Annotated in this window: 21 protein-coding genes and 1 riboswitch; of the genes, 8 read left to right on the top strand and 13 right to left on the bottom strand. The window is 41.7% G+C overall.

Translation table 11 applies throughout. From position 1 onward, the window contains the following. Positions 1 to 35: 35 nt before the first annotated feature. The 3 genes from P4S60_RS20690 to P4S60_RS20680 all read left to right on the top strand — a co-directional run bounded on the left by P4S60_RS20690 (position 36) and on the right by P4S60_RS20680 (position 2,622). A complete protein-coding gene (locus P4S60_RS20690; protein WP_337117411.1) occupies positions 36 to 443 on the top strand; it encodes a hypothetical protein in 408 nt (135 codons plus the stop codon). A 336-nt stretch (positions 444 to 779) separates the two neighbouring features. After that, complete coding sequence (locus P4S60_RS20685) at positions 780 to 1,751, top strand: calcium/sodium antiporter (RefSeq protein ID WP_337117410.1); 972 nt, start codon at positions 780 to 782, stop codon at positions 1,749 to 1,751. Between the two features lie 34 nt (positions 1,752 to 1,785). Beyond that, entirely contained in the window at positions 1,786 to 2,622 is an 837-nt protein-coding gene (locus P4S60_RS20680; protein WP_337117409.1) for a mechanosensitive ion channel family protein, read from the top strand. A 71-nt stretch (positions 2,623 to 2,693) separates the two neighbouring features. Here P4S60_RS20680 and P4S60_RS20675 read toward each other — a convergent pair whose 3' ends face one another. The 3 genes from P4S60_RS20675 to P4S60_RS20665 form a co-directional block, all read right to left on the bottom strand. After that, positions 2,694 to 3,443 carry a hypothetical protein gene (locus P4S60_RS20675; RefSeq protein ID WP_337117408.1) on the bottom strand — a complete coding sequence of 250 codons (750 nt, stop codon included), beginning with the start codon at positions 3,441 to 3,443 and terminating at the stop codon, positions 2,694 to 2,696. Positions 3,444 to 3,459: 16 nt separating this feature from the next. Further along, a riboswitch (cyclic di-GMP riboswitch) is annotated at positions 3,460 to 3,555 on the bottom strand. A 400-nt stretch (positions 3,556 to 3,955) separates the two neighbouring features. Then, positions 3,956 to 4,291, bottom strand: a complete 336-nt coding sequence (locus tag P4S60_RS20670; RefSeq protein ID WP_119853184.1) for a zinc ribbon domain-containing protein YjdM — start codon at positions 4,289 to 4,291, stop codon at positions 3,956 to 3,958. Positions 4,292 to 4,366: 75 nt separating this feature from the next. Further along, positions 4,367 to 4,933, bottom strand: coding sequence for a Tll0287-like domain-containing protein (locus tag P4S60_RS20665; RefSeq protein ID WP_337117407.1), 567 nt, complete (start codon positions 4,931 to 4,933; stop codon positions 4,367 to 4,369). Positions 4,934 to 5,127: 194 nt separating this feature from the next. On the opposite strand from P4S60_RS20665, the gene P4S60_RS20660 reads away from it, so the two are divergent. Both P4S60_RS20660 and P4S60_RS20655 read left to right on the top strand, forming a co-directional pair. Beyond that, positions 5,128 to 6,714: an EAL domain-containing protein gene (locus P4S60_RS20660; protein ID WP_337117406.1), complete on the top strand. Its 1,587-nt coding sequence runs from the start codon at positions 5,128 to 5,130 to the stop codon at positions 6,712 to 6,714. Between the two features lie 42 nt (positions 6,715 to 6,756). Continuing rightward, on the top strand, positions 6,757 to 7,221 hold the full coding sequence (locus P4S60_RS20655) for a TlpA family protein disulfide reductase (protein WP_337117405.1): 465 nt from the start codon (positions 6,757 to 6,759) through the stop codon (positions 7,219 to 7,221). Here the strand turns inward: P4S60_RS20655 and P4S60_RS20650 are convergent. Further along, the gene (locus tag P4S60_RS20650; RefSeq protein ID WP_337117404.1) at positions 7,196 to 9,625 is read right to left on the bottom strand and encodes an EAL domain-containing protein; all 2,430 of its coding nucleotides are present in this window, start codon (positions 9,623 to 9,625) and stop codon (positions 7,196 to 7,198) included. The two genes, P4S60_RS20655 and P4S60_RS20650, sit on opposite strands and share 26 nt — an antisense overlap. 255 nt (positions 9,626 to 9,880) lie before the next feature. Between P4S60_RS20650 and P4S60_RS20645 the strand changes: the two genes are divergently transcribed. The 3 genes from P4S60_RS20645 (at position 9,881) to P4S60_RS20630 (ending at position 11,555) form a co-directional block, all read left to right on the top strand. After that, positions 9,881 to 10,468 carry a DUF4202 domain-containing protein gene (locus P4S60_RS20645; protein WP_337117403.1) on the top strand — a complete coding sequence of 196 codons (588 nt, stop codon included), beginning with the start codon at positions 9,881 to 9,883 and terminating at the stop codon, positions 10,466 to 10,468. 20 nt (positions 10,469 to 10,488) lie between these two features. Continuing rightward, complete coding sequence (locus P4S60_RS20640; RefSeq protein ID WP_337117402.1) at positions 10,489 to 11,004, top strand: TFIIB-type zinc ribbon-containing protein; 516 nt, start codon at positions 10,489 to 10,491, stop codon at positions 11,002 to 11,004. Positions 11,005 to 11,129: 125 nt separating this feature from the next. Next, on the top strand, positions 11,130 to 11,555 hold the full coding sequence (locus P4S60_RS20630) for a MarR family winged helix-turn-helix transcriptional regulator (RefSeq protein ID WP_337117401.1): 426 nt from the start codon (positions 11,130 to 11,132) through the stop codon (positions 11,553 to 11,555). Here the strand turns inward: P4S60_RS20630 and P4S60_RS20625 are convergent. The 9 genes from P4S60_RS20625 to P4S60_RS20585 all read right to left on the bottom strand — a co-directional run bounded on the left by P4S60_RS20625 (position 11,552) and on the right by P4S60_RS20585 (position 21,875). After that, complete coding sequence (locus P4S60_RS20625; protein WP_337117400.1) at positions 11,552 to 11,932, bottom strand: VOC family protein; 381 nt, start codon at positions 11,930 to 11,932, stop codon at positions 11,552 to 11,554. The two genes, P4S60_RS20630 and P4S60_RS20625, sit on opposite strands and share 4 nt — an antisense overlap. 113 nt (positions 11,933 to 12,045) lie before the next feature. Next, positions 12,046 to 13,515: a ribosome biogenesis GTPase Der gene (gene der / locus P4S60_RS20620; protein ID WP_063704187.1), complete on the bottom strand. Its 1,470-nt coding sequence runs from the start codon at positions 13,513 to 13,515 to the stop codon at positions 12,046 to 12,048. 76 nt (positions 13,516 to 13,591) lie between these two features. Continuing rightward, the gene (gene bamB, locus P4S60_RS20615; RefSeq protein WP_188730142.1) at positions 13,592 to 14,770 is read right to left on the bottom strand and encodes an outer membrane protein assembly factor BamB; all 1,179 of its coding nucleotides are present in this window, start codon (positions 14,768 to 14,770) and stop codon (positions 13,592 to 13,594) included. A 9-nt stretch (positions 14,771 to 14,779) separates the two neighbouring features. Then, positions 14,780 to 15,400, bottom strand: a complete 621-nt coding sequence (locus P4S60_RS20610; protein ID WP_337117393.1) for a YfgM family protein — start codon at positions 15,398 to 15,400, stop codon at positions 14,780 to 14,782. Positions 15,401 to 15,424: 24 nt separating this feature from the next. Beyond that, the gene (gene hisS, locus P4S60_RS20605) at positions 15,425 to 16,699 is read right to left on the bottom strand and encodes a histidine--tRNA ligase (RefSeq protein WP_337117391.1); all 1,275 of its coding nucleotides are present in this window, start codon (positions 16,697 to 16,699) and stop codon (positions 15,425 to 15,427) included. 132 nt (positions 16,700 to 16,831) lie between these two features. Further along, positions 16,832 to 17,950: a flavodoxin-dependent (E)-4-hydroxy-3-methylbut-2-enyl-diphosphate synthase gene (ispG, locus tag P4S60_RS20600; RefSeq protein WP_337117389.1), complete on the bottom strand. Its 1,119-nt coding sequence runs from the start codon at positions 17,948 to 17,950 to the stop codon at positions 16,832 to 16,834. Positions 17,951 to 17,955: 5 nt separating this feature from the next. Next, entirely contained in the window at positions 17,956 to 18,825 is an 870-nt protein-coding gene (locus tag P4S60_RS20595) for a RodZ domain-containing protein (protein ID WP_337117387.1), read from the bottom strand. Further along, positions 18,822 to 20,630: a type IV pilus biogenesis/stability protein PilW gene (gene pilW / locus P4S60_RS20590; protein WP_337117385.1), complete on the bottom strand. Its 1,809-nt coding sequence runs from the start codon at positions 20,628 to 20,630 to the stop codon at positions 18,822 to 18,824. The genes P4S60_RS20595 and pilW overlap by 4 nt, the downstream gene beginning before the upstream one ends. 114 nt (positions 20,631 to 20,744) lie before the next feature. After that, on the bottom strand, positions 20,745 to 21,875 hold the full coding sequence (locus P4S60_RS20585; RefSeq protein ID WP_063704202.1) for a bifunctional tRNA (adenosine(37)-C2)-methyltransferase TrmG/ribosomal RNA large subunit methyltransferase RlmN: 1,131 nt from the start codon (positions 21,873 to 21,875) through the stop codon (positions 20,745 to 20,747). Between the last annotated feature and the right edge of the window lie 71 nt (positions 21,876 to 21,946).

Here is a 21,946-nt window from a genome sequence, read left to right as displayed (position 1 = left end):
ACCCAAAGAATTAATAACCCAAAGCAAGGATGGCAATGATGTTTGAACCAAACTATGCAAGTTACACTCTTGAAGAGTTGTTAGATTGTAAAGCGAATATAGACGCACATGCATGGCCCGAACGTCTAAAAGACATCGAAAATGCGTTGAGTGTTTATGCTAGTCAATCTGCTGAGCACGAAAAGCAGTACAAACATGCGGTGTTTGATGCTTATTGCGAGACGCTCCGTCATGATCTGACAATGAGTATTGATGATAATATTCTCTGGTTGTTAAGGCCGTTTTCTAATCAAGCTAAAGATATTACCCCCAGTACATTTTCTGACGAAGTCTGCCCGCTTTGCGCAGCAAAGCTAAGCGCAACAACTTGGGCTGCTGGCTGGCAGTTGAGCTGTGAAAATTGCCAAGTTACAGGGATTGTTGTAGAGCATTTGAGCTTCTAAAAAATAAATAAAAAAGGAACAAATAGAGCTTTAATTGTATGACTTTTAGCTATATAGTCTGTACCTAACCTTAGGGGAGTAGTCTCTTAGATTAAGATGAACGTCAACAGTCTCTGAACCAATGTTCGTGGCGTTCATGTCCGCAAACCGGATTGACAAGACTTAAGGCATGTATCGGGTTCAATGGGCGACCACGATGTATGCCTTATTGTTCTTCGCCCTAAGGAATCGTCTCGTGCTTGTTACATTTCAAAACCATTTTTATGGTTATTTCTGTTCTCTTAAATCGCTTTATTTACCTCATTTTGCTTTGCCACCCTTTTGCGGGAGAGCACGATGATCTTGTTTATTCTTGCCATTATCGTTGGCTTTGCATTGTTGATTTGGAGTGCAGATCGTTTTGTTGATGGCGCCGCTGTAAGCGCAAAATATGCAGGTATGCCAAGTTTGCTTATTGGGATGATAGTGGTTGGCTTTGGTACGTCGGCTCCTGAGATGTTGGTATCGGCTATGGCAGCTGCTGATGGCAGTCCTGAGCTTGCTTTAGGCAATGCCGTGGGGTCAAACATTGTCAACATTGGGCTTATATTAGGGATAACCGCGTTAATAGCCCCGATTACTGTTCACTCTTTGATTGTCAAAAAAGAGCTCCCGCTTCTGCTTGCAGTAAGTGCGCTATTTGCATTACTGATTGTTGATGGCGACTTATCACGTTTCGATGCGGGTATCTTGTTATTTGGCTTTTGCAGTTTTATTGGTTGGAGTATCTATTCTGGCCTTAAAAGCAAAAATGACAGCTTAGCAAAAGATGTTGAGCACGAACTTAACGTGCAAACAATGTCACTTAAAGCGGCTATTACCTGGCTAATTGTTGGGCTTGTAGTCCTCATTGCAAGTTCAAGGTTCTTGGTATGGGGGGCGGTCAATATTGCTGAACTCATGGGCATTAGCGACCTCATTATAGGTCTCACAATCGTGGCACTTGGCACCTCGCTTCCTGAGCTTGCAGCTTCAATTGCCGCTGCCAGAAAAGGTGAACACGACATTGCGATTGGTAATGTGATTGGCTCAAACATGTTTAATATTTTAGCCGTCACAGGCATTGCAGGGATGATTGCGCCTGCTGTTAACCTTTCACCTGATCTATTATCGCGAGACTGGCTGGCGATGATCTCTCTTTCAATATTTTTATTAATTTTTGCCTATGGCCACCGTGGTGTTGGCAGGGTAAATCGCGCTGAAGGCGTTGGTTTATTGCTGATTTTTATTGCCTATAACGCATGGCTTTTCCTTTCAATTTATAAATAAATGCAATTTAGAATTCAAAAAATCAAGGACCTTTATGAAGCAAACTATCAATGAGTTTTGGCTCAATAACTCAGAAACAATTATAGCGCTAGGCTATAAAGTGATACTCGCAATTGCTATTTTAATTGCCAGTGTAGTACTTGCTAAGTCAGTGAAAAAGGCTATCAAAAACTCCAATGCTACCCTTAAAAAAGTTGATAATACCTTGCTGCCTATTTTGTCGTCTGTGGCAGGTTATGCCGTGTATATTATTGGCGGGGTGTTTATTTTAGATATCTTTGGCGTGAATACAGCAAGCCTTATTGCGCTAATGGGTGCTGCTGGCTTAGCGATAGGTTTAGCCCTTAAAGACACCTTAAGTAATATTGCTGCAGGCATGATGTTACTTATATTAAGGCCATTTAAAGTCGGAGATTTTGTTGAGATAGGCTCGATGCAAGGTACTGTCTCTGAGGTAAACCTATTCACCAGTGTTTTTCAAACGATTGATGGTCTTTATATCGCATCACCTAATGGCATAGTGTGGGGTAACAATATTAAAAACTTCACGCGAAATGGCAAACGCCGAATGGATATTGTTGTGGGTATCTCATATGCCGATTCAATCGATGACGGCTTTGCGGTGCTAAAAGATATTGCCGCGAACGAAAGCCGATTACTGAGTGAGCCAGCGGCGCAAGTGATGGTGACAGCCATGGCTGAGAGCTCGGTGAATATTCAGCTAAGAGCATGGGCTAAAAATGAAGACTATTGGCAAACCTATTGGGATTTAAATAAACGTGTCAAAGAGGCAATCGAGAGTGCAGGCCTGACAATTCCTTTCCCGCAACGTACTTTACATATACCTGAAGGCGTGGTGACAAAAAAGTAAAATAAAAAAGCCTAGCGCAGGCTAGGCTTTGAATGAAAAGGAAAGCTAGTTATTGTGTTTTTTCTAAATTATTATTTAAACACGACTTCACCATAGTAATGAGGGTCTTTACCATTTTGTTTAAGCATGTAAGTGCACTTGACGCCTTTTTTACCAAATTGACCAACAGGTGTATGATCTTTGAGTACATTTATTTTTTGACCATTGAAGTCACAAATAAAGTCACGGATTGAACCTTTAGTCGACGTAAAATCCCCAAGCTTCACTTTATGATTCTTTTTGAAAACAAAAGCTTTATGAGAGTTACCATTACGGTAATCGAACATATCCAAACTTAGGGTTGTTTTATAGCTTTTCGTTACAGCACCTTGGCCATTAGCATCGTTAATAATGCCTGTCCATGTTACAACTTTATTTTTTCCTCGATAGTGTTTTGGCGACTTACCTGTGTCTCCACCTGGCATCAAAGTAAAAGTTATAATTTCGGCATTACTACCGGGGCGAGATTTCCATGAGCATTCAATGCCGTTTTTGAATTGATGGTAATTCAATCCTTTTAGACCTGGCCCTTTAATAGCAGGGCAGGTTACTTTGCCGCCAATGCTATCCGAGTACATCATTTTGTATTCTTCAGGTTTTATATATGCTTTGTTATCACCATTACCATAACGAACTTCATCGTAAGGAATGGTCAAGAAAACTCCTTTCGTGCCGATTTCGCCTCGCAATGACTGTGCACCAAAATTCGGATCGTCTACTGCGTAAGCTGTTGATGTGAAAGCGACAGCAAGTAATGCTGTGCTAAAGATGTGATGTTTCATTGTTCTGGATTCCAAATTCCACAACCCGGCTATCTTCCCATTTCCTTACCTCTTTCAGAGAAGACCCGTGGCTTTCCGTCCCTACCTCACAGTAGGTTTGGCAGTATTAATACATTAGTTTTGTTAAAAACATATTTGTATGACTGCATGAACACCTATTTATAGTTCCTAAATAGAGTTCAAAATACCTGCTTTTTAAACGTGGTTTAAATCATATTCCGTATTCAAGAAATAATGATTGAAAAGAAGTGTAGGAGAATAATTATTTAATGCAAAATAATTAGTATAAATTTATTATTCCTGTACCTTAAAGTAAGTGTTCTGGATCTATTTTGGGATCAGTGTATTGTTTTTGGGTATGTTCTTATTATTTTGATTTTAAATGGAATATATTTTCAGTGAAGTTCTATATCTTTGAATTAAAATGCTATTCTATTTGAAATGTTTTTTTGTTTCTTTAAAGTATACTAATTGAGCAGTGTTTTTATATTGGGCACTGCTCAATATGTTTATTAAGCTTTTTTAACAAACTTAGCAGTTACCATCATTTCACCGACGCCATCAACTTTACAGTCTAATTCGTGGTCTTTTTTATCTAACACTCGGCGGATAACGGCTTTAGTGCCAATTTTAATTACTTGTGAGCTGCCTTTAATTTTTAGATCTTTAGCAACGGTCACTTTATCGCCATCGACCAATAAAGTGCCGTTAGCATCTCTTACATCGATCACATCATCGTTATTAACTGCATTTGGATCCCACTCATGAGCGCACTCTGGGCATACTAAATTGTTTTGATCTTCATACACGTATTCAGAGTTACATTGTGGGCAAGGAGGTAAAGACATAAATGGCACCCTGGTTGATTTTAAAAGGGTATTTTAATTGCTAAGAGCAAACTATGCGAGTACAAGGCATATATTTTATGGCTCAGACGTTTCGAGTGTTTTGGTAATAGAGAATATTCCTCTTAAATCACCAAGCCGATAGCCTGTTGCAAAATCATTTGGGTAATGCTCGCTAAGTGCTTGCTTTACTTCTGGCGCAATCGTTTGACCATGACAATTGAGGCACACTGGCGCGACCTTTATCGCTTTAGCAAAGCGAAATTGACCATCTTTGCTGGTTGAAAAAGTCACATTATCGATGCTTTCTGTGTTTCTGATCATATCGAGCAACTGAGCGATTTTTTCAGCTTCCCAGTCATCAGGTTTATTATTTGGATTACGGTTTTTAGTGCTTTTGCGCGCTACAGTCCAACCATCGGTTGATAAGCTTTCGGCAATGGCTGGGGCTTGCATTTTGCACACGTTAATTCCTTCAACTAAACCGCCTTGTTTGATTGCGGCTGCCAATGCTGATTTGAGCGTCGTGGCAAATTCAGTTGCTCGCTCAGCTGCTTGGGTTTCTAGTGTCGCTGAGTTTGTTGCGGCATACAGACTAGGAGAAAGTAATGCAGTACATAGCACAATATTTCTTAAGGAAAGCATAGTAAAACCTTATATTAGATATATCTAATATAGTAGTTCGTTTTTACCAATTTAGCGAATATAATTGTTGAGTTTTTCAGTTCTATGACAATGCTAAAAAAGAGCGTCATTTGTATTTTTAGGTACACCTTTTTTATGGTATTTAAGTTAGAATATGCAATGCTTATTATCAGATGACATGTTGAGTTTGCACTTTGCCTAAACGCAGATACAAAATTAAAGCCATGACGCTTGCGAGTATTGGAATGATGCTTGTTTTTGCTATCGATTACCCAATGGAAGTCGCGGCAAAAAAGCAGGTTGCGCGAGAGCAAATACGGGCAGACTACCAATGGCTTAAATCAGATCTCGATAAGCAAACTAAGCAATTAAAAGATTTTTTTATTCAGTCAGATACGCTTGATCCGAGCTGCTCAAGCAAGACGTTGCTAGCGCTTCGCCAAGCCCATTTTCATATCTCGAATGTTGCCGAATTTGGTGTTGTAAACCCAGATGGCTATTTAACCTGTACCAGTTGGGGAGCTCCTCCTGAGCCAATAAAAACCATAGGCCCTAAGCCTGTTAAAAGCCAACAATTGCGTTATTTTGGACCAATTCATACCAATTACATTGGTGAAGCTGCTTTGGTTATAGCTAAAACCCGCAGTGATGGCTTTGAGATTAATGCTTTACTGCCGCAGCCATTATTGAGCCGAAAAATAAATGAGCTTGATAGACCCTATGACTTTGTTGCTTTAGTCGATGCAAAATTAGGCGTACCTATCACAATTGTGGGTGGTTACACCTTGCCACTTGATTATGATTTGTTTCCTTTAACGAAAACGACTGAGCTTAACGATCATCGGTTTGACGATACACATCAGCACTATTTACTTGCTGAGCCTGTCAAAGATATCCCGAGTCTTGCTTTGGTCGTCGCTGTCAATGTTGATACTTTATACCAAGGTGTTTATACCCCGCCTTTGGCAAGTATTTCATTGTATGTGTTTGTATTTGTTTTATTGTTCTTCTTTTCTAAAGCGTACCATCAAAATTACCGTAGCCGTAAAAATGAGCTGATTAACCATTTGAACTCTGGTGATTTTATTAACTTTTATCAGCTTATTTGGAATGCAAACACAAAACAGTTTGCAGGGGTTGAAGTGTTAGTTAGGTTAAACCATCCACTAGAGGGAGTCTTAACGCCGAATCGCTTTTTGCCGGATATTGAAAGTAATAACCTTAACTTAGCACTGACCTATGCTGTGATTGAAAATATCACCGAAGATTTAGTAAAGCTCACTCGTTGGCATCCAACATTAAAAGTGAATATCAACATTACCGGTGAACACCTCAAAGATGACAAATTTAAACAGCTTGCTCTTGAGTTGAACACCCAGATCCCACATTTGGTACTCGAAATAACCGAAAACGAACTGATTGAATCTGACGATACTGAAGTGATAGAGACTATTACGCTGTTTAGAGAGCAGGGGGTCAGAGTGGCTATTGATGATTTTGGAACTGGTTATGCTGGCCTGCAATATTTAAAATCATTGCCTTTTGATATTTTAAAAATCGATCAAAGTTACACAGCAGCCATTGGCACTAATTCACAACTGGCTATTTTACTTGATGCGTTAATCGAGCTCGCTAAAAAACTTGAGATTGATATTGTTGCTGAAGGGGTGGAAACCCAAGCTCAGGCTGATTACTTGTTGGCAAAAGAAGTCTATTTCCATCAAGGTTGGCTGTATCATAAAGCGCAAGGCATCGAACAGCTAATAAGCAAAAAACTGTGACTTTATTTTTCACTTAGTTATAGTGGTGAAAAAGGAGACTCAATGAAAAAACTAATTTATATCGCCGCTTTGTTATTTTCTGCCCTAACATTTGCAGACACTGCTCCATACAGTGGAGAGATAAGTCGCGATGACTTACTTAAAGACTACGCTGCATTTAGTGAACAGTACAATGAATACACACCGAGTGAAGAAGAGTTAACTACGATAAAAGCACTGCAAGGTAAGCAAGTTTTGGTGTTTTTAGGCACTTGGTGTCATGACTCAAAACGAGAAGTACCTCGTTTTTTAAAACTTCTAGATACAGCGAAAGTACAGTTAGGCTCACTTAAATTAGTGGCTGTTGGCTATGATAAGCTTGACCCTGCAGGGTTAGCAAAACAGCACGACTTACTGTATACGCCAACCATTATTATCCTTGATGGCGAAAAAGAGCTTACCCGTATGATCGAAAAGCCAAAACAAAGCTTGGCAGTGGATCTTACGCAACCGGGTCAAACGCTATAAAGTCATCAATAGATAAGGGCATTGAGATTAAGTAACCTTGAATATAATCAATGCCTTTGTCACTCACCAATTGCCACTGCTCTGAGCTCTCGACCCCTTCTGCGGTAATCGTTAAATCAAGTTGATGGGCTAAATCACTCATTGTTTGTAAAAACAAACCATCCCGTGGGTTATCCACGCAGTTACAGATAAAAGCACGGTCAATCTTAACGTTATCTAGCGGAAATTGCTGAATCGACGACAGTGATGAATAACCCGTTCCAAAGTCATCGAGTGATAAGTTAAAACCCGCTAATTTAAGTTCATGCATTAGGTTTATAGCGTACTGGGTATTTTGAAATAGGGCAGATTCGGTGATCTCAAGATTGATTTTTTGATTAGCTGGGAATAGCTTGGCTTTTTCTTTACTCAGTCGTTTCACTAAATGCACATCAGAGAACTGCTTACGCGAGAGATTGATCGACATTTTAATATGAATATTGTTATCAACCATGCGATGGCAATCTTCAGCAACCTTAGCAACAATCCAACGAGACAATAAATTAATGAGCTCAGATTGCTCAGCGATGGCAATAAACTCCACAGGTGACACAAAGCCTCGAACAGGGTGTTGCCAGCGAACCAGTGCTTCACAGCCAATCAGTGTACCATCGAGGGTGTTAACAATTGGCTGATACACCATACTTAGCTGCTCGTTAGCCGAAAGCGCATGGCGTAAGTCACTTTCGAGGTTACTTTGTGCAATGAGCTTCTCTTTCAGTGATTGGCTATAAACCGTATAGGGTTTTTGCGTGCGGGGGCATTCATTCATCGCAATGAGAGCAGTATTGATTTGTTCAGCCGCATCGATGTTCTGTAAGTGCGGATAGCCCACGCCAATGTATAAATGGTAGAAATGAGCGCTGCCAGCGGTTTCAATTATGCCGCCGACTTGATGCTGAAATTTGTCTAATAGGGCGGCGAGCTTTTCATCAAAAATAGCTTCTTTTAGTAACATTAAAAAGCAGCCCGGTTTGATATGCGCGCAAAATGCTTGATGTAAATCAGAAAACTCAATTAGCCGGTTAGCAATGGTCGTTTGTAGTTCATTTAAGTAATCTTGACCGTAAATATCTTCTAATTGACGATAGCCTTTGATCTCGGCGCACAATAAAGTCAGGCCGCTACTGTATTGGTCTTCAGGGCATAAACTGGCGATATACTTTTCACTGTAATGGCGATTGGCAAGGCCGGTGACTGAGTCAAAGTGGGCTTGCTGATAAAGCTCATGTTGGCGCTGTTTTTCTGCACTGATGTCTTCAATCGTACCTACCAAGGTATTGGTTTTAGGGTTCCATTCTGCGTGCTCATGAAACCAGCGTTTTTCTCCATTGAGCTTAATTGTGTATTCAATTTCGATTGGGCTACTTGGCTTAGTATGTATAAAATTTAAAAACGTATTTTTATAAAAGCTATCGATTTTTTTACAGACATCAGTAATTGATTGCACTTTGCTTTGTTCTTTAAATAGTGCTTTTGCTTGAGCCGATAATTGCCTAATGCTTTTATCTGGCGACAAATGCCAACTACCCACGCCACTGAGTAACTGAGCTTGTTTTAATTCAAGTGCCTGCTCAGACAACTCTAAGGTTTGCTTTTGCACGAGCTTTTCGAGGTTTTGCTCATGTTCCCGCAACCGGCAAGTAATCGTAATCAAATAGCAGCTAACCGATGAAAATAGCAGGACAATCAGTAACAACACTAAAAATTCAACATGCGCCCGATAAGCAAACTCATCTTTAATACCCACAACCCAATGCTGATTTTCAACATCGAGGTTGTAGGTTGACCATTGCTTTTGCTCAAAACCGTGGTTATTTAAAAGCGGCGCGTAGTTATTCGCTGTTTTTTGCCAAACCTCATGGAGGTGAGGGTGTGAGGTAGTATCAGGGCGTAAATTTGCAATAAACTCAGGAAAACGTAGCACCGCGATTGCAAAACCCCAAAACTCATTTTGATTAAAAATCGGTAATCGAGCGACTAAGCCCTGACCTCCTTGAGCCAACTCTTTTGGTCCATCGATTTGCATTTTTTGCGTATCAATCGCTGTTTGTAATGACGCTTGAATGCTTTGCATCTTGAATAAGTCGACACCAATCACGCTCTCGTGACTGGTTAACGGGTAGCTATATTGAATTATCCCCTTTGGTGCGAGCTGAATAGTTTGACTGCCGTCACTGTGAGTTAATATTTCAGTGGCAAGGGTTTCGAATTCAGTTTGTGTGTATGCAAAGTCACGCATTGCGGCGCGAACAAGGTAAGGGCCAAGGAGTGCGCTATCAAGTGCTTTTTCAAGATTACTGCTGTAACTGTTAAGTGCTGCATTTTGCTCAATTTCATGCATTTCTTGTCTATCGTAAAACACTTTTAGCGCGATAGCCGAAAATAAACAGAAACTGAGAAAAAAAGAAGTAAATAACAACGAAAAATATGTAATATTACGCAAAGGCGTCCCTGAATTAAGTGGGTATTTAAGTACTAAACTTACTTTTAAAAATACTAGTTTAGGGCTACCTGATTGTCTAGCTAAGTGCTAGGATTTTAGTTGAATTTTTAGCATGTTAAAGAATTATTTGTACCTAAATACAATAGATTACAAACTTAAGTAAGATTAAACGCTATGTACCAAGCCGTTATAAAAGCCATAGATGCAGCGAATGCTGTCGATCCAAATCGTGTGCAACAAGATGATCAAGAGTTTGCAAAAGAGTCATTATACGCAATGCGTATGACCGATATGCTAAACCGTTTCAATCCACAAGCTGATGAGTTGATGCATATTGCTGCGCGAGGTCAACATATTGAGCGCTGGCGCTCTCCTCGCAGTGATTTCCCTATGGGTAAGCAAGGGTATTATCAATGGCGCACGGCTTTATATGATTTCCATGCAGAGCGTGTTACAGCTCTTATGAAAACGGCTGGTTACGCATCAGAAGAGTGTGAGCGTGTATACGCAGCAGTGGCAAAAAAGAATATAAAGCGAAACCCTGATAGCCAATTGATTGAAGACATCGCAAGCCTTGTGTTTATTGAGCATTACATGCTTGATTTTGCAAGTAGTAAGCCTGATTACGATGAGCAAAAATGGTTGGGTATTATTCGTAAAACCTGGCAAAAGATGTCAAACGAAGCACATGAATTTGTGCTAGCTGGTAACATCAGCTTATCAGAGCCACTTAAACCGTTAATAACAAAAGCGCTAAATTAATTTTAAAACAAGGATGTATTATGTTTTGCCCGCGTACTAAAACAGCCCTTGAAGCAGTAAGCATTGGCGACGTTAAGGTGTATTTATCAAAAAGTGGAGGCGTATTTTTTGATAACCGACAAATATTCCACTTTAGCGATCCGAGTTTAAAACCCGCGCAAGTGCTGCTGGCTCATTTACAAAGCCTGCCAACAGAATGTGTTGATTTAGCAACGCGAATTAATTGCCCGAAGTGCCCTGACGTAGTGATGTTGCGACGCTTTTTCACGCCACTAAAAGTGGTTGAAATAGACGAGTGTCCAAATTGTGCGGCTATTTGGCTCGATCATGATGAGCTTGAAAAAATTCATGAAAATCATTTAACGCCAAAAGAGCGTGAAATGCTGCGTATTGATATGGCCAATAATCATGGCTTTATTCAAGTTAAGATCCCGAAACGGCGTTACTCAGTTCATGCTGAAAAGCCTGAGCCTAAAGCAACGTCATCATTAGAAAAACTAGCCGAACTTGCGTATTTATCGATTTTGAATGACTGAAAATAAGAAGCCTGTACCAACTAAGATACAGGCTTTATTTGCATGCTAAGCGTTAAAGCTTCACTAGCATTTTTCCTTTATTTTTACCTTCGAACAGACCAAGATATGCATCAACGGCATTTTCGATGCCATGGTATACCGTTTCTTCAGATTTAATTTTACCTTCGCTGATCAGAGCGTTTCGACCAGTCCTCGAAGCTTATGACTTAACCTATCCGCAGTATATTGTGATGCATTCGCTTTGGTATAATAACCAAGTGAGTTTAAAAGCGCTTTCTCATGACTCGCACCTCGATTCAGGCACCTTAACACCGATAGTTAAACGCCTTGAAGCAAAAGGTTTGTTGACGCGTCAGGTATCAAGTGAAGATGAGCGTAAAAAAGTAATCTCGTTAACAGAGCAGGGCATGCAGCTTAAAATTGATGCTGAAGAATTAACAGCCAAGTTAATGGCGCGCTCAAACATGAGTATGGAGCGAATCGAGTTACTACGTGAATTAACCCTCGAACTACACACTGACCTAACAAAAACGGACCTTACAAAAAGCTAATCTTCTACTAAACACACTAAAGTGCCCTCAATAGCGCGAACATACGCATAATGCTGGGCGTCTTTTTTAGTTGGCGGGCACAATGGCTCAGCACCAGCAAGCACGGCTTTATCGTAACTTTCGACTAAATTGTGGCAGCTGAATCTTAGCTCAAAACCTAGTGCAGGCTGCTTTGGGTGGGCGCGAATATATCCTTGCTTGAAATATGATTGCGCATGCGGGTGGGTTGCAAAAGCAAGTTTAACGGATCCTGTAACAAGTTCACCGTATTCGGCATCGTCACTGATATGATTGGTATTAAATCCAAATGCTTGATAGTAAAAGTCGAGTACTTCTTCTACGTTATCGACGTAAATAACCTGACTTAAAAATGCCATTTATGCAGCTCTATTTATTATTCGTTTATTAAATAAAGCATAGTTTTAGCAATAAAAAAACCTTGTAAGTCATACTTACAAGGTTTTTTTAATACTTAAAGCTTACGTGGCAACTACGACTTGTTGCGGTTTTCTTTCGCAAACGCACGGATTTTACGTTTTTGCGATAAGGTCACCTTGTTTGAGCGGCCTGCGTATGGATTATCGCCTTCTCTAAATTCAATTTTGATCGGCGTACCCATGATATTTAATGCTTTACGATAATAGTTCATTAAGTAGCGTTTATAGCTATCAGGTAAGTCATGAACTTGGTTACCGTGGATCACGATACGTGGTGGGTTATAGCCACCTGCGTGAGCATATTTAAGTTTTACACGACGACCGCGAACAAGTGGCGGTTGGTGATCGGCTTGTGCCATATCCATGATACGACGTAGCATCGCTGTGCTAATACGTTTAGTTGCTGATTCGTACGCTTCGTCTACTGACTCAAATAAATGACCCACACCTGTGCCGTGTAAAGCAGAGATAAAGTGTAAACGTGCGAAATCGATGAAACCTAAACGACGGTCAAGCTCTGACTTAATACGTTCTTTAACGTAATCATCAAGGCCATCCCACTTGTTAACAGCAACAACCAATGAACGACCCGCATTTAAAGCAAAACCTAATAGGCTTAAGTCTTGATCAGAAATACCTTCGCGTGCATCAACCACTAAAAGTACCACGTTGGCATCTTCAATGGCTTGTAATGTTTTAATAACTGAGAACTTCTCAACAACATCGCTTACTTTCTTACGCTTACGAACACCCGCAGTATCAATAAGAATGTATTCTTTGTCGTTGCGTGTCATCGGGATATAGATAGAGTCACGAGTTGTACCCGGCATATCGTAAACGATTACACGTTCTTCACCTAAGATACGGTTTGTAAGTGTTGACTTACCAACGTTAGGGCGACCGATAATAGCAAGTTTTACAGGTTTATCTGCAAAGGCTTGTTCGCTGTCTTCACCTTCTTCATCTTCACTGTAAAGATCAACCAGTTCGTCATCACTTTCTTCAAGCTCTTCACTTTCACCGGCAAGTTCAGCAATAACTGGCTGTAAGGTTGTTTCAAGTAATTGTGTGATACCACGGCCATGCGCCGCAGCAATGTGATGCACGTCACCTAAGCTTAACTGGAAGAACTCTGCACAATATGAGTCTGCATCAATACCATCCACTTTGTTTGCTACAACAAAGCATTTCTTCTGTTGTTTACGAAGGTGGTTAGCAATTGCTTGGTCAGCAGCAGTCATACCTGCGCGGGCATCAACTAAAAATAATACGATATCGGCTTCTTCAATCGCGAGTAGCGATTGCTCAGCCATTTCGGTTTCGATACCTTGCTCAGAACCGTCAATACCACCCGTGTCTACCACGATAAATTCATAGCCTTCGTAATCTGCTTGGCCATATTTTCTATCTCGTGTTAAGCCAGGAAAGTCGGCTACGAGGGCGTCACGAGTACGTGTTAAACGGTTAAATAATGTGGATTTGCCCACATTGGGTCGCCCAACAAGAGCGATCACGGGAAGCATAAACTACCTCTTAAAAAAACAACAAAAAGGCTTCGCCAAGCGAAGCCTTAGAAAAATAACGTTTACTATTAGTAAGTTAGTTTGGAATTTTAACCGCGCTAACTTCACCATCTCTGGTGTATAAAATTAATTTGTCACCGGCAACAACAGGCTCAATAAAGAAACCTGAGCTGTCAAAGTCTTCGCGCGATACAAGCTCGCCCGTTTCTTTGTCTAACCAGTGTAGGTTACCTTCTTGGTCACCCAGTGCTAAATATTTACCAGCCACAGTTGGGCCTGTTAAGTACCAGCCGCGCAGTGCTGGTTGGCTCCAACGCTCAATGCCTGATGTTTTATCTAGACCGTAAATAACACCATCGCTATCAACAACATAGATAGACTGGCTATCCATCGATAAATCACGGTAGCTGCTGTATTCACGTTTCCAAACAACATTACCTGAACGAATATCAACGGCTGCTAAGTTACCATTATAGGCGATTGCATACGCATATGGACCACTAATTAACGCTTGTGTATCCACATCGACTAAACGTTCAAACTCAGAGGCACCTTTTGGAGAAGCAATCTCAGCACTCCACGCAGAGTAACCATTTTCTGAAATTAATACGCTTAGTTTGCCTGTTTCAAGGCCTAGCAATACACCACCGTTTGCTACGGTTGGTGAACTTTGACCACGTAACGTCAGTGGTGGCACTTCTTGTTCAAAGCTCCAACGCTCTTCACCTGTATCTGGGTGTAAAGCTAATAATTTACCTGAGCCTAGGTTTACAAAAATTAGGCCGTCGCCAGCAGCTGGTTTAGCAAGTACTTCGCCTGGCATTGTTTTACGCCAAACAATTTCACCTGTTTCACGGTCGAGCGCGGTTAAGTAACCATGCTCAGAACCAACGAAGATTTTGCCGTAAGCTTGTAAAATACCGCCCGATAACTTGGCACTTTCTGTGGTTTCCCAAGGCCAGAAAGCAGGGTTTTCACGCACATCGGTTTCCCATAGCGTATCGCCATTTTCAAGCGATAGGGCTTCAACTTCACCTTCGCGGTTTGCTACATACACAACATCGTTATGAATAGCCGGTGTTAAGCGCGAGAAATAATGCTGAACACCATCACCAATTGATTCTTGCCAAACCACTTCTGTCTCAAATTGATTAACAATTTCAGGCAGTACTAGTTCTTCTTCGTCATCACTTGACGAACACCCAGTTAGGGTTGCGATACACAGAGCAAGTGTTGCCGCTGTTAACTTCTTCATCTTAACCCCTTACGCCGCTGGGCTAGTTTGTGCTAAGTCATCAAGTTTAATTTGTAATAACGGATTGTTTTCAAGGCCGCCATTATCAGCAGCAGCTTGGTATTGGCTGCGAGCTTGATCTTTGTCGCCTTGTGCAGCATAAACATCGCCTTTTAATTCAGCGACTGCAGCAGCAAATGATGCTGGAAGCTGGGCGTTTAGCGTTGTTAGCGCTTGCTCATATTGCTTTTGTGCAAGGTGAACACGAGCAAGGCGCGTTGTTGCCGTTGCTTTAAGCTCAGGGTTTTGCTCGTTGGTGATGATCCAGTTCAGCTTTTCGCTTGCTGCATCAAGGTCATTCTTGTCAACGGCTTCTTTCGCCGCTACAAATGCTGTTAGCGTGCTGTAGCTTGACTCGCCATTGTCTTTAATAAACGTATCCGCTTTTTCTAGCACGGCACCGCTTTCAACAAGTTGTGTGAAAGAGTCAGATGCATTCTCAGCTGTGGTGATTTGGTTTTGGTTATAAGCTTTCCAACCATATAAACCACCTAAACCTGCAACAATACCAATTGCAAGTGCTAAACCATTTTCACGGAAAAAGCGTTTGATCGCTTCTTCTTGTTGTTCTTCTGTTGAATAAATTTCCATGCTTACCTCTGTTGCTAGCTGGGCTTAAATAAGCTCAGCTAGTAGCGTTTTCGCTTCTTCTAGTTTTAAGGTGACTTGTTCTTTACGCTCACGTAAGTACTTAATTGTCACAACGCCTTGTTCTAATTCATCTTCGCCGATAATTACCGCTACAAGAGCATCGCTTTTATCTGCGCGTTTTAATTGCTTTTTAAAGTTGCCACCGCCTGCGTGCACCATAACACGAAGACCTGCAACATCTTTACGTAATTGAGCGGCAATGATAGGCGCTTGAATGCTGGCTTTATCGCCCATGGCTGCCAAATATACATCAGCACTACGGCGGATGTCACCTACACATTCGAGTGCTTGAAGTAATAACACTAAACGCTCAAGACCCATTGCAAAACCAACCGCTGGTGTTGCTTTACCGCCTAGTTGTTCAACTAGACCATCGTAACGACCACCGGCGCAAACGGTTCCTTGTGCGCCTAGGCTATCAGTAACCCACTCAAAAACGGTGCGGTTGTAATAGTCAAGGCCACGTACAAGCTTTTCATTTACCGTGTATTCGACGCCAGCAGCGTCTAAACGTTCACATAAATTTTCAAAATGTTCTTTTGATTCAGCGTCTAAGTGCTCAGATAGTTTAGGCGCATCAGTTAAAATGGCTTGTACATCAGGGTTTTTGCTATCTAACACACGTAAAGGATTGGTGTGCATACGACGCTTAGAGTCTTCATCAAGTATATCGACGTGTTGCTCTAAGTAAGCAACAAGTGCATCACGATAGTCTGCACGCGCTTCATTTGAACCCAATGAATTAAGCTCCAGACGAACGTGCTCGCTGATACCAAACTCTTTCCATAATTGGGCTGTAAGCAAAATAACTTCTGCATCAATATCAGCAGTGGCAATGCCGAATGTTTCTAAACCAAATTGGTGGAATTGACGGTAACGGCCTTTTTGCGGACGCTCGTGACGGAACATCGGGCCCATGTACCATAAACGTTGTTCTTGGTTATACAGTAAACCGTTTTCATTACCTGCACGCACACAAACTGCCGTACCTTCAGGGCGTAGTGTTAAGTTATCGCCATTTCGGTCAGCAAAGGTGTACATCTCTTTTTCTACGATATCGGTTACTTCACCGATAGAACGTTTGAAAAGGTCGGTTGATTCAACAATTGGAAAACGAATTTCTTGATAACCAAACGATGAAACTGTTTCACGTAAAATGTCTTCTACTTTCTGCCAAACTTGCGTATCGCCTGGCAGACAATCGTTCATACCACGAACTGCCTGAATTTGTTTTGCCACTGATAAATCCTAAATACTGTACTTGCGCTGAAAAAATCGCGCCTCAAGAAAAACTAAAAATTGACCCGCTATTATAGCGTTTTGGCTATAAAGGTAAACGGCAAACCCAAGGGTTTGCCGAGTATATGCGAATTATTCAACGATTTTGATGTCGATTGGCGTTTCTTTTTCTTTCTTAGCGATAAAGTCACGCACATAGCCTTCAAGTTGGTTGACAATGTTATCGTTATCGATACGTGCTTTTTGGCGCTCACCATTGATGTATAAGCCAGAACGACGGTTTGCACCAGCAAGGCCAATATCACTAACCAGTGCTTCGCCAGGACCATTTACCACACAACCAATTACCGACACTGACATAGGTTCAACCACGTCTTCAAGGCGCTCTTCAAGTTGGTTCATGGTGCTTACCACATCAAACTCTTGGCGTGAGCAGCTCGGGCAGGCAATAAAGTTAATGCCGCGCGAGCGAATGCGTAATGATTTTAAAATATCAAAACCCACTTTGATCTCTTGTACCGGATCGGCTGCAAGTGATACGCGTAGTGTGTCACCAATGCCTTCGGCAAGTAGCATTCCTAAGCCAACAGCCGATTTAACCGAACCAGAGCGCATACCACCTGCTTCGGTAATACCTAAATGCAGTGGCTGGTCGATTTCTTTCGCAAGTAAACGATACGCACCGACCGCTAAAAATACATCTGACGCTTTAACAGAGACTTTAAATTGATCAAAGTCTAAACGTTGTAAGATCTCAACGTGGCGCATTGCTGATTCAAGGAGAGCTTCTGGTGTTGGCTCACCGTATTTTTCTTGTAAGTCGCGCTCTAATGAACCGCCATTAACACCAATACGAATAGGAATATTGTGTTCGCGTGCTGAGTCTACAACGGCACGAATACGCTCTTCGCTACCGATGTTACCAGGGTTAATACGCAAACAATCCGCACCATACTGAGCCACTTTTAATGCAATACGGTAATCAAAGTGAATATCCGTTACCAACGGGATAGTGACCTGTTCTTTAATGCTTTTAAATGCTTCAGCTGCCTCCATAGTAGGCACAGATACGCGCACAATATCAGCGCCAGCATCTTGAATAGCTTGAATTTGTGCAACCGTTGCATCGATATCTAGGGTGTTGGTGTTAGTCATCGACTGAACGGCAATCGGTGCACCATCACCAATTGGCACATTACCTACGTTAATACGGGTCGATTTTCTACGTTTAATAGGAGATTCTGAAAACATTGCGGTTACTCTGATAACGGTAAAGTAAATTTAGCTAAACGATTTTTGGCAAGATGTGAAGTATCGACGGCTTGGCCTTGAAAAGTAATATCAACCACTTGGTGTTTACCAAGTACTACACTAAAGGGCTGTGGGCCGGTTACTGTCATAACGTAACCTGCTTTTTTAACACCAAAAGCGATGCGATCGCCGTTGCCATCGTGAATTTCTACCCAGCTATCTTCATTGAAGTGCATCACCACTTCGCTGTGCTCGGGATCAGCCTTTTCAGTTTCTGGCTGAGCAGCAACTTGGTTTTGTGCTTCGTTGTTGCTTGTTGGCACATCAGCTTTTGGCTGAATGATTTCTTGCTCGTCTTCAGGGAGTGGTTGAATGGTTTCTTCAGCAGGCGCTTCTAAAGCTAAATCAGGTGAAATCTCACTGCTTTCAAGCTGATTTGGCATCGCAGTCGTTACGGGCTGTTCGATATTCTGGTTGCTATTTTGCCACCACCAAAATACTGACGAGCCAATGATCACCGCTAAAATGAAGTAGCTAAACAGCATTAAGCGGCTGTCATGTGCTTCTTTTTCTGTACGGCGAGAAAAGCTCTGCATTTTAGATTTTTTTGCAGGCTCAACGTGCTCTGGCAATAATGCAAGCATGGCTTGGCTATCGATTTTCAGCTCACGGCAATAGCTTCTGATATAACCTTTTACAAAGGTCGCAGGGCCAAGTAATTCGTGCTCGTCGTTTTCTAATCGTTGTAACTGTAAAACGGATAATTTTAATGCACCAGCAAGTTGCTCAAGGCTCTTTCCAGCGTCTTCGCGGCGCTTTTTTAGCGCTTGGCCGAGCGTTTCTTGCGGTTGTTCTAAATTGTTTTCTTCATTCATAATGCGTATGAGTCAGGGTCTACCAATAAGAGTCTATGCCCAGGTTCAAGGGCTACATCTGGGCTCAATTTGTTCCAGCGCATTAACTGATCGATTAATACGCTATGCTGTGTGGCTATACTATAAAGTGTATCGCCATCATCGATGTCGTGATAAATGTTCGGATCATTTAAAAAGATGCGCGTACCGTTTTGTACACGATCCGATTCTTTTAAGCCATTCCACAGCAAAATCTTCTGTAGTTTAACATTGTATCGCACCGAAATGCTAAACAGGTTTTCACCATTTTCAATAATATGATACGGGATATTCAGCGCCGGTACATTTGCGTTTAGCATAGGTAAATTAAGCGGCTCATTTGTCACGCTAAAGTCAGTGCTAGTCGTAGCTGACGTCGTTGTTTGACTGCCACTAAATACGTTTTCGTCTTTTTCTGCTTCGTAAAACACCACTGTGCTGGCATCTTTTTTGTTATTTTGCGTGCTGGCTGGCGTTTGTTGTTGAACGTTTGGCGTTTGCGGCGCACCAAATGACACTATGGTCACTTCATCATTGCTTTGCGCTGGTGTTTGCGCGTCTGTTTGCTGCTTTGCAATAACAGCAGTCTGTTCAACTTTACGAGAGCTAACCGTTTGGAAACCTTCGTCAGTTGTTTGCTCAGTGAGCGTGTTAGGCGTTGTTTCGCGTGGTTGCACAGAGGCGAGTGACTCTGTTGCTGGTTTCTCTTCGCTGTCTGAGTTTACCTCAGCTGTCACCTGCTCATTGCTTTGCGCTACGATTTCTGGCTCTTGCTGTGCTTGAGTGCGTGTTGGCTCTACTTGTGAAGGTTGAACCTGTGTTGTTTGCGCAAGGCTCTGCTGTGCCGTAGCCACGGATGCCTCAGCAACAACGGTTTGTTTAGCAGGTGCCTTTCTTTTCACGATACGAATTTTTGGCTGATCTTTGCTAACCGTGCTGTTATCACTTGATATTTTCAACTCTTCAAGCTGCGCTTGACGATATTTTTCACGCAGAACTTCAAATTCTGAGCGTTTAGTTTGCCCTGATGAAATAGCCCTTGCTTCTACTGAACCTGGGTAGGTTTGTAAAATAATACCTGCGGTTGTTTCGGCTTTTTCGATATGGCCCATACGTTGCTGAATTAGGTAGCTAAGCATAAGTGCGCGAGGGGTCACGCGACCGGTAGATTCGTATTTTTCAATCACGTATTCAGCTTTATGAAGGTCGCTTTTCGCGTAATACAAACCGGCAAGGCTAATCATTGAAGAAGGGCGCCGCGAGCTGTGGTTTAGCGCTGATTTTAGGTATTTTTCTGCGTTTTCAAAGTCATCAAATTCAATCGCGCATAAGGCTAAGTTTTCGTAACTTTCAGCTACACGGATATAGCTAGGAACGGCAATCGCCTTAAGAAGCTCTTCTGCTGCACGGTCGTATTTGCCAATGCCACATAAAAAGACACCATAATTGTTTAAGGTGTTTGGATCATTCGGGGCGATTTTTAAAGCGCGTTGATAGGCTTTATCGGCAAGTTCTGGTTCATCAACCTGTTGATAGTAGTAAGCTAAAGAGTAATGAACTTCAGGAAGGTCAGGTGCAAAATCTGCGGCGCGTTCTAAATTATATTTTGCTTGCGAGTTGTTGCCTGTTTTTAAGTACTGTAACGCAAGGGCGATACGGGTACGGGCAGCACCGGTATTGTTAACTTGTTTTTCAACAACGGGTCTGTCGCTACCTTCGTAGCTGTTTTCTGTAACACACCCTGTTAATGCGAATGCACTAACAGTAATGGCAAGTATAGAACGCATTACCTAATCTCTTCTTTGATTCCGTATGCCTATCTTACCGAAAAGCCTTTGTGTTGCATCTATTATTTTAAAAATAACGAGTTTGTCACAAAGGCTTATCTTTAAAAGTTACGCTTATGCTTGGTGAACATTTACCGCAATCGCGTTATCTTCGCGCATTTTCTTTTTCGCTAAACGTTTAGTACGGTCTACAACATCACCCACTAATTGACCACAAGCTGCGTCAATATCATCACCACGTGTACGGCGAACAATACAGGTGATACCCGCTGCTTGTAATACTTTAGAGAAGCGGTCGATGCGGCTGTTGCTCGAACGGCCATATTCATTACCTGGGAATGGGTTAAACGGGATCAGGTTCACTTTTGAAGGTGTACCTTTTAACGTTTTAACCAATTCGTGCGCTTGATCAGTACTGTCGTTTACACCTTGTAGCATGACGTATTCGATAGTCACATCTTTGTTTGCTTTAGAGCCATCAATATAACGACGACATGCCGCTAAAAACTCTTCGATAGGGTACTTTTTATTAATTGGTACCAGTACATCACGTAGTTCATTGTTTGGCGCGTGAAGTGAAATAGCCAGTGCTACGTCAATTTTCTCTTTTAATAAATCAAGAGCAGGCACCACACCTGAGGTACTTAATGTAACGCGACGTTTTGATAAACCAAAACCCCAGTCGTCCATCATAAGTTCCATTGCGGGTACGACGTTTTTAAGGTTGAGTAGTGGCTCACCCATACCCATCATTACCACGTTAGTCACAGGGCGCTTTGTACTGTCGCCGTCTAAACCAATGTCTTTTGCTACACGCCAAACTTGACCAATAATCTCAGACACCGCTAAGTTACGGTTAAAGCCTTGTTGTGCTGTAGAGCAGAACGTACATTCAAGGGCACAACCTACTTGTGAAGATACACATAAAGTTGCACGGTCTTTTTCTGGGATCCAAACAGCTTCTACTTCTTGGCCACCTTTTAGTAAAAGTGCGTATTTGATGGTGCCATCACTTGCTACTTGCTTAACTGAGATCTCAGGAGCAACAATTTCACATTCAGCTTTTAGTTTTTCTTTTAGCTTTTTGTTGACGTTTGTCATGTCGTCAAAATTGTCGACGCCAAAATGATAAATCCATTTCATCACCTGATCACCACGGAATGGCTTTTCACCGAATGATACAAAAAGCTCACGCATTGCATCTCGGTTTAAATCTAATAAATTAATCTTTTTTTCAGTGGTCATGAAACAACCTCAATCAGTGACGGTGGTAAGTAGTTTGGGTGCGCGATTGTATATTATTTAATCGACTTAGT

It is taken from the genome of Pseudoalteromonas sp. Hal040 (assembly GCF_037162425.1).
GTDB classification, from domain to species: Bacteria; Pseudomonadota; Gammaproteobacteria; order Enterobacterales; family Alteromonadaceae; genus Pseudoalteromonas; species Pseudoalteromonas gelatinilytica.
Note: the sequence above shows the minus strand (reverse complement) of the source record. Positions and strands in the feature narration are given on the sequence as shown.